Consider the following 7,053-nt stretch of genomic DNA (forward strand, 5'->3'; position numbering starts at 1 on the left):
CTCAGCGGGCAAGCCCCGACTCCCAGACCCAAGCGGCTATTTCCACCCGGTTGCGGACGCCGAGTTTGCTCTGGATGTTGGTGAGGTGGGTCTTCACCGTGCCCGCGCTGATGTGCAGGGCGGCGGCGATCTCCGTGTTGGTGTGTCCGCGGGAGACGAGGGCGGCGACCTCGGTCTCGCGCTGGGACAGGGGCGAAGGAGGACCGGCCGGGGACGCAGCGGCGGCGGGGCGGGCGAACTGCTGGAGCAGGCGGACCGTGATGGAGGGGCTGATGAGGGCCTCGCCGGAGGCGGCGGAGCGGACGGCCTCGGCCAGCAGGCGCGGCCCCGCGTCCTTGAGGAGGAAGCCGCAGGCGCCGTGGTGCAGGGCCTGGTGGACGTACTCGTCGTCGTCGAAGGTCGTCACCATGACGACTTTCGGGGTGTGCGCGGCCCCGGGACGGTGCAGGTGCCGCAGCGCCTCTATGCCGTTCAGCCGTGGCATGCGGATGTCCATGAGGACGACGTCGGGGCGGTGCAGCTCGGCCTGCTCGATCGCGGCGACCCCGTCGGCTGCCTGGGCGACGACCTCGATGTCGTCCTCGACGGCCAGGATCATGGCCATGCCGGTGCGGACGATCGTCTGGTCGTCCGCGAGAAGGACACGGATGGTCATCGGGTCACCTGTCGTGGTTGCCGTAGGGGGACCGGGAGTTCGAGTGCGACGTGCCAGCCGGACTCCGGGTCCGGGGCGGGCCCCGCGGTCAGCGTCCCCCCGGCGGCGTCGGTGACCTCGCGCAGGCCCCGCAGACCATAGCCGGTGCCGTCCGGCGTGTGGCTGTGCCCGTCGTTCGTGATCCGCGCGGTCACCCGGCGGCGGGAGACGTCCAGGTGCACGTGCGCGCCGGTGCAGTCGCGAGCGTGCTTGCGGATGTTCGTCAGGGCCTCCATGACCACGCGCTCCACGAGGTGGGCGGCGTCCGGGGGGAGGTCGTCGGCCGGGCCGGTCTCGGTGTAGCCGACCTCGGCCCCGGGCATCCGGCAGTCGGCGACGAGGGCGCGGACCCCGTCCGTGCCGGGTGCCCGGGTGCCCGGCACGGTGTCGTCGCGCAGGGCGCCGACCATCTTGCGCATGGCGGTCAGCGCTTCCGCTCCGGTGGTCTCGATCAGTTCCAGGGCATCGCCCACCGCCTGCGGTTTCTTCGTCGCGACGGCACGGGCACCCTGCGCCTGGACCACGATGCCCGATATGTGATGGGCGACGAAGTCGTGCAGGTCCCGGGCGAAGGCGAGGCGCTGGTCGAGTCTGATCCGCTCCTCGCGCTGCCGGCGGGAGGCGACGACCAGCCGGACGGTGAGGCCGGAGGCCAGGGCGCCGCTGGCCACCAGCGTCAGGACGAGCGCGACGATGCTGCTGCCCTCGTCCACCTCGATCACCAGCGGACGCAGGATGACGGCGGTCATGAGCAGCGGCAGGGCGACGGCGGTACCGGCCGGGGAGCCCCGCCGCGCCGTCACGTGCAGCAGCACCATCAGGGCGGCCGGCTCGAACAGGGTGTAGGTGTCGGAGGCCTGGTCCAGGAGGGCGGTACTGCCCGCCGCCATGCGCAGCCCGATCGAACAGGCCAGCGACACCAGGGCCACGCCGCACGCCGCCCACGCCAGCAGCGCGGAGGGCAGCCTGAGCGCCACGGCCGGCAGGGCGCCGGCCCCCGCCGCGGCCGCCGACAGGAACAGCAGGAGCCCGGTGCCCTGGAGCGCGAGGGTACCGATGCCGACGTCGATCAGCAGGGCCACGCCGAGGACGCAGAGCAGCAGGGCGCCGCCGACGAACCGGCCGACAGCCGCGGCGCGCGGTGATCTGAGCATGGTCAGCAATCTAGCCGCGCTCGCCCCCCGGCCCCCTCTGCCGAAAGTCGTAGCCGTCCGCCGAGGAATGGATCTTTCGGGAGATCCGCCGGACCTGGCCCGGGCCGGAAGCTGAACCACGTCAGCGCCGCTCGCCCCGACCGAAGGATCACCCCTCATGGACATCCGTTTCCAGGTGGCATCCACACCCGTCCTCGGCCCCGCGCTCGTCCTGTTCGCGGTCGTCACCGCCGTCCAGGTGTGGCGCGGTGCGTGGAACGTACGCCGCGCCCTGCTGCAGATGACCGCCGCCGTCTACGCCGCCGCCGTGCTGTCCCTGACGGTCTTCCCGCTGAACGTGACGTGGGGCGAGTACGCCAACCAGGCCCCCTGGATCGGCCAGATCAACTTCATCCCGCTGCTCACCGCGGACATCACCATGGTCCCCAACGTGATCATGCTGGTGCCGTTCGGCTTCCTGCTGCCCCTGATGTCCCGGCGCGCCACCTCACCGACGCGGGCGGCCCTGCTGACGGCGGCGGCCAGCCTGTCCATCGAAGCCGCCCAGCTGCTGTCGTACGTCGTCCTGAACAACGGCCGCTCCGTGGACGTCAACGACCTCCTCGCCAACACGCTCGGCGGACTCACCGGCTACTGCCTGGTGACCCTCGCCCTCCGCGCGCCCGCCCTCCGCGGGCCCCTCCTCGCGGCCTCACTGCCCCGCTCCGCGGCGCTGCAGGACGACCGCCGGCGCACGGCGACCGCCGACGGACCCCGACCGGTCCCGATCGCGGCGCCCGTCGTCCGACCCTGACCCACCCGCTCACCCGCTCACGAACACCCGTAACCACTCCGCGAAGGAAACCCACCATGATGAACCGCCGTCTGCGCAACGCCCTCGTCGTCACCGCCGCCGTCACCGCCGGATTCCTGACGACCGCCTGCGAGGAGGGCACGACCGACGCCGCTCCGGTCGCCGCGTCCGAGTCCTCCCCTTCGGCCGACGGAGCCAAGGCGAAGCCGACCGCGGACGCGGGTTCGGACTCGGAGGATGCGAACTCGGGCACCAGCCGCGCCACCGGTACGGGCGCAGGTACTGACTCCGCCGCGACGACCGAGAAGACCGAGAAGACGGGCAAGAGCGAGAGGACCGAGGAGGCCGGGGACAAGTCCGGCTACGGCCAGTCCTGCGGCACCAACGACCTGGACTGGGGTGCCAAGGCGATGACCCAGGCCGGCGGCTACTACCAGGTCAGCGTCAAGGCCAAGTCGGGCATCACCTGCGTCCTGCCCGGCGGCCTGCCCGTCATCGCCTTCGGCTCGGGCGGCACGCAGGCCGGTCCCGCCGAGCAGTCCGCCGGCGCCGAGATCACCCTCTCCGGCGGCAAGACGGTGTACGCCGGTGTCAGCCCGAAGACCACGAGCGGCGACGGCGGCACCGAGTACAGCACCGTCATCGTCTCCGTCAGCAATGACGACCCCAATCCCATCTCGCTCGAGGTCGGCAGCGTCCTCGTCGACCGGCCCGTCGTCACCAACTGGCACACCGACCCGCAGGCCGCCGTACCCTTCACCGCCTGACACCCGCCGGGTGACGGGGTGGCGCCGCACTCCGGCGTCACCCCGTTCCTCAGCTTCCCGCTCCTCAGCTCCCCGCCCGCAGCAGCGCCGCCACCAGCGGTCCCGCCGTGGAGCCGCCGTGGCCGCCCTGCTGGACGACTCCGGCGGCGGCCAGGTCGCCCTTCCACGCGAGGAACCAGCCGTTGGGCTTCTTCTGGCCGTCGACCTCCGCCGAGCCCGTCTTGGCGCCGATGTCACCGCCAAGGCCCGCCATCGCCTCGGCCGCCGTGCCGGCCGTCGCCGTGTACTGCATGACCTCGCGCAGCTGGGAGTGGGTGGCGGAGGACATCGTGCGGGTGGCGGTGGCGAGGGTGCGGTCGTCCACGGACGGGGCCACCAGGTACGGCTGCTTGAAGGCGCCCGTCTTGGCGGTGGCCGCCACCGAGGCCATGTTCAGCGGGTTCATGCGGACCCCGCCCTGGCCGATCAGCGAGGCGGCCATCGGGGCGTCGCTCTGCACCGGCACGGATCCGTCGAAGGACGAGACGCCGATGGCCCAGTTGTTCAGGCCGAGGCCGAAGACCTCCTGGGCCTCCTTGGTCAGGGAGTCGTCGTCCAGCTTCTTGGCCTGGGAGATGAAGGCCGTGTTGCAGGAGCGGGCGAAGCTCGCCTTGAAGGTGCCGCCCTTGATCTCGAACTTGTCGAGGTTCTGGAACTTCCAGCCGCCGTACGAGGAGAACTTCGGGCAGGGGTGGTCCTTGTTCGCCGAGGCCAGGCCCTTGTCGAAGAGCATCGCCGCGGTCACGACCTTCATCGTGGAACCGGGGGCGAGGGAGCCCTGGAAGGCGGTGTTGAAGTTCGGGTTGGAGTTGGCCACGGCGAGGATCTCGCCGGTCGAGGGACGCGTCACGACGAGCGAGGCCCGCTCCTTGGCCTTGACCTGCTCCTCGGCGGCCTTCTGCAGGGTCGGGCTGAGGGTCGTCCGCAGCTCCCCGGGGGTGCCCTCGCTCAGCTCCAGCAGCGTCTTGTCGGGCGCCTTCTCCTCGGTGGACTTCTTGGTGCCGCCCGCGCGCGAGGACTCCTCCGCGGACTCGGCCTCGGCCTCGGCCCCGGACTCGGACTTCTCCGACTCCGCGCGGATCACCCGCAGCTCCACCCCCGCCTTGCCCCCGGCCTTCTCGCCGTACTTCTCCCGCAGTCCGTCCAGCACGGTGGCCAGGGAAGGGTACGCCTCGGCCGTCAGCTCCCCGCCGTCCCGGTCGAGCGCCTTGACCGGGGGCGTGCCCGCCTCGCCCGTCACCAGCCGGTCGCCCTCCTCGAGGTCGGGGTGGACGACGGACGGCTGCCAGTCGACCACCGGCTCGCCGTCCCCGGCGGCCCGGACGACCGTCAGCGACGACCGGTAGGTCAGCGGCTTGCTGGTGTCCTCGTACGTGACCGTCCCCCGTACGGTGAAGGGGACCTCGTCGCCGGACCGGGTGCCGGGCGTCAGCGTGACGCCGGTGACGCGCGCGTCCTTCGTGAAGCCGGTCAGCGCGCTCCGGGCGGCCGTCGGCTCGTCCGTCGCGGCCGCCGCCTCCGCCACCGAGCCACCCTGCCACGCGGTCAGGAAGCCCGTCGCGGCCGTGGTGACCTCCTCCGCCGTCAGCGGGCCCGTCTTGGCGGCCTCGACGGCGGTCGTCGCCGACGCGTCCTCGGCACCGTCCCCGCCGAACAGGCTGTACGCGCCGAACGCGCCGCCGCCCACCACGGCCACGGCGACCAGCCCGCCCACGACGGCCGGCCGGTTCCTGCTCTTCTCCTCGGTGACGCGGGTGACGCGCCTTCTCTTGCCCACAGCTTTCCGTTCCTCCGCTGTCCCCAGGCCCCCGGTGCCCTCGCACTCCCCAACGAGAGCACCACCCTAGAGTCCCGGTACGACAGCGACGACGTCAGCCACCCGCTCGTAGCACAGCCGCGACAATAGGACCGGCGACCTCGCCGCCGCGGCCGCCCTCCTGGGCCATGGCCGCGGCCGCCACGTCGTCGCGGTAGCCGGTGAACCAGCTGTTGGCCGTCTCCTGCCCGTCGACCTCGGCGGAGCCGGTCTTGGCGCCGATGTTCCCGCTGAGCCCGGACATGGCCTGCGCGCCGCTGCCGCTGGTCGCGGTGCGGTTCATCATCTGGCGGAGCTGCTGCGCCGTGCTCGCCGGCAGGCCCTCGGCCTGCGCCAGTTCACGGTCGTCGAGGTCCTGCGCGACGATGACCGGCTGCCGGAACTGGCCCGTCATGGCGGTCGCGGTGACGGAGGCCATGTTCAGCGGGCTCATCTGCACCTTGCCCTGGCCGAGCATGTTGGCCGCGGTGTCGGGGCCGCCGGAGGCGGGGACCGAGCCGTCGAAGGTGGGGACGCCGACCTGCCAGTTGTTCGTGCTGCCGAGCCCGAACCGCTCCTCGGCCTCCTTGGTCAGGGAGTCCACCGCGACCTCGTCCGCGTACTTCACGAAGGCCGTGTTGCAGGAGCGGGCGAAGCTCTCCGAGAGGGTGGCCTGCTCGTCGGCGACCATGCCCTCCAGGTTGTGGAAGGTCGCGCTCTGCCACGTGGCGTCGTCCGGGCAGGGGGCCGGGCCGTCGGCCGTGGTGAGGCCGTTGTCGATGAGGGTGGCCGCGCTGACGATCTTCATCGTGGAGCCGGGTGCCAGCTGGCCGAGGAAGGCCGCGTTCCAGCCGTCCTCGCGGTGGTTGGCGACGGCCAGTACCTCGCCGGTGCTGGGCTTGACCGCCACCACCGACGACTCGTCGTACTGCTGCACCGCCTTCTCGGCCGCCGCCTGCGCCGTCGCGCTGATCGTGGTCGGCAGCCGGCCCGGCTCGCCCTCGGTGAGCGTGACCAGGGTGGTGTCGGCCTCGTCCTGCTGGCTCTCCCCGCGCCGGATCGTGAGCTCGACGCCGGGCGTGCCGCCCGCCTGCTCGCCGTACTTCTCGCGCAGCGCGTCCAGGATCGGCCCGAGGGAGGGGTACTTCTCCGCGGTCAGCACGGCCCCGTTGCGGTCCACGGCCTCGATGGGCGGCGCGGCGGCCTCACCGGTGACGAGGGTGTCGCCCTTGCCCTTCAGCTCGGGGTGCACGACGGAGGGCTCCCAGTCGACCAGCGCCTTGCCGGTGGTCTTCCCACGCACGACGGTCAGTTCACTGTCGTACGCGAGCGGCTCGCTCTTCCCCTCGTACGACACCGTCGCCTCCACCGAGAACGGCACGGTGTGCCCGGAGGTCGTACCCGGTGTGATCCGTACGTCGTCGATGTGGGCGACGTCGCGGTAGGCGGCCAGCAGGGCCCCGGCCTCCCCGGCGTAGTTCGTGAGCGACGCCGCCGTACTCCCGTCGCCCTTCTCCCAGGCCGCGAAGAACGCCTCGGACGTCTCCTTCACCTCGTCGGCGTCCGGCGGCCCGGACTTCACGACGGGCACACCCGGCCCCCCGCCCCCGCCCAAGGCGGACACGACGTTGAACGCGCCGTACCCGGCGGCCCCCACCATCGCGGCGAACACCCCGCCGATGATCGAGACCTTGACCCCCTTGCGCATCGCGCCCCTCCCCACGCACTGAACGCGTTTTCAACGAACCCCGGTCGTGCCCGCACTGTATGCGGCGGGAGTGAACCGTGGGAGGGGTGACCCCGTTTTCCCG

Annotated in this window: 6 protein-coding genes; 2 read left to right on the top strand and 4 right to left on the bottom strand. The window is 72.2% G+C overall.

The annotated features are described in order from the left end of the window. Position 1: 1 nt before the first annotated feature. Entirely contained in the window at positions 2–655 is a 654-nt protein-coding gene (locus UW392_RS30655) for a response regulator transcription factor (protein WP_320778407.1), read from the bottom strand. After that, positions 652–1,848: a sensor histidine kinase gene (locus UW392_RS30660; RefSeq protein ID WP_320778408.1), complete on the bottom strand. Its 1,197-nt coding sequence runs from the start codon at positions 1,846–1,848 to the stop codon at positions 652–654. Before UW392_RS30660 ends, UW392_RS30655 begins: the two co-directional genes overlap by 4 nt. Before the next feature lie 157 nt (positions 1,849–2,005). Between UW392_RS30660 and UW392_RS30665 the strand changes: the two genes are divergently transcribed. After that, entirely contained in the window at positions 2,006–2,641 is a 636-nt protein-coding gene (locus UW392_RS30665; protein WP_320778409.1) for a VanZ family protein, read from the top strand. Positions 2,642–2,697: 56 nt separating this feature from the next. Beyond that, entirely contained in the window at positions 2,698–3,408 is a 711-nt protein-coding gene (locus tag UW392_RS30670) for a DUF4232 domain-containing protein (RefSeq protein WP_320778410.1), read from the top strand. Between the two features lie 64 nt (positions 3,409–3,472). On the opposite strand, the gene UW392_RS30675 is transcribed toward UW392_RS30670, so the two are convergent. Both UW392_RS30675 and UW392_RS30680 read right to left on the bottom strand, forming a co-directional pair. Further along, positions 3,473–5,224: a penicillin-binding transpeptidase domain-containing protein gene (locus UW392_RS30675; RefSeq protein ID WP_320778411.1), complete on the bottom strand. Its 1,752-nt coding sequence runs from the start codon at positions 5,222–5,224 to the stop codon at positions 3,473–3,475. A gap of 94 nt (positions 5,225–5,318) precedes the next feature. Then, positions 5,319–6,950, bottom strand: a complete 1,632-nt coding sequence (locus UW392_RS30680) for a penicillin-binding transpeptidase domain-containing protein (RefSeq protein WP_320778412.1) — start codon at positions 6,948–6,950, stop codon at positions 5,319–5,321. Positions 6,951–7,053 lie beyond the last annotated feature (103 nt).

It is taken from the genome of Streptomyces sp. CRN 30 (assembly GCF_034105845.1).